The 1,442-nt window shown below is 59.6% G+C and carries 1 protein-coding gene; it reads left to right on the top strand.

The window, feature by feature from the left end:
• Positions 1-1,038 precede the first annotated feature (1,038 nt).
• Positions 1,039-1,442, top strand: a 404-nt coding sequence (locus AC5ZG5_RS46120) for a transposase (RefSeq protein WP_496165563.1), incomplete at its 3' end; no start/stop codon positions are given.

Raw genomic sequence — 1,442 nt, 5'->3', positions numbered from 1 at the left:
CGCTTCTCGCAAGCGAGAAGCTTGGACAACGCTGCGCGTTGCCCACATCCCCACAGCCACAACAGCAGCAAGCAAGAGTAGCGTAAAGTTATCGGCAAGAACGAACGGCAGCAGTTCCACTTAAGAAACCGGACCCAGTGGTCCTCAGCATAGGGTCCACTTCAGAGTTCTCCTCTTGCTCCAGGCGTCCTCGCCGGTGCAACAGGCAACCGTGTTGAGCTGTTAGCTGTAGCACCTGTGACTTCGTCAGAGTGGTTCAAGGGCGAAATCTGGTGCTTGCTGATAGGATGATGGCCCAGCAGATGACGATGATCCGGGTTGGTACACAGCCGGCCGGCAATGTCGCGCACCTCGGGAGGCAAGAAGCTCGGAGACCCGCGGCCGTCTTGGGATATACAAGCGGCGGGGGTACTTTGTTTAATCGTAGTAGAATGTGTGTGGTCCGATTCGGCCCCGGACAGCTCAAGTTGGGCGATGTGGGACTTCTCATATTCGACTGCCCGGTCGCCCTCACTGGCACAGCTCGACGTCTCGCCGCTATGGTCGAAGGCGAGCAGTCCCGTCATAAGAGAAGTGATGTCGTCAGGCCGCCCGCTAGTATGGGCACGAAATGAGGGCGTTGCGTCTACCGATCGTGCTCGCCGACGAGGTCACCGTCCTTTTGGAAGCCCAGCTTCACGAAATGCCGTCGCTGATCAGGACGCGACGCAGGCGAAGCTATTTCTGCTGGTCGGATCGACACATCTTAAGCGGGTCTGTGCACTTTATCGTGCCCGCATTCCGGAAAGCTGCAACCCGGGTGTTGCCACGGAAGTGCCGGCTTTGGTCAACTCGTTTAGGCGGTTGATGGCTGCACTTCGCGGGTCAAAGCTGCGGTTGCCGCACTAAGCTCTTCAACAGAACTCTTAGTGCTGTCTATGTTCTCGCCCATACCGGAAGGTCCCGTCGCGGAGTTGGTTGGAATTAGGGTTGGCGTAGTCTCCGGGGTGATCAACCTCGAATCGTCCGGCGTTGAAGCGTCGGACTGGAGACTACGCCATGAGGCAACCTACCACGAAGCCTGATTCCTTGCAGCCCGCGACCGAGCTGGCTGTTGATCTTTTCGACAATTGGTTCGACCCGATCGAGACCGAGGTGCGGACTCGGTCGCGCCAATTCATCGAAGAACTACTACGCGGCGAACTCGATGCTGCGCTGTCACGGCCGCGCTACGGACGAAGCCAGATGGCCGGCAATGCGGCAAAAGATGGCGTCACGGGCCATCGCCACGGCAGCCGCACGCGGTCGCTGACAGGCACGTTCGGGCCGATCGAGATAGCAGTGCCGCGTGCCCGGCTGACCACGTCCGAGGGCAAGACGACGGAATGGAAGAGCCAAGCACTGCGGGCCTATCAGCGGCGCACGCTTGCCGCCGACGCGCTGATCGCGAGCAGCTATCTCGC

Source organism: Bradyrhizobium sp. Ses1 (assembly GCF_059512365.1).
Note: the sequence above shows the minus strand (reverse complement) of the source record. Positions and strands in the feature narration are given on the sequence as shown.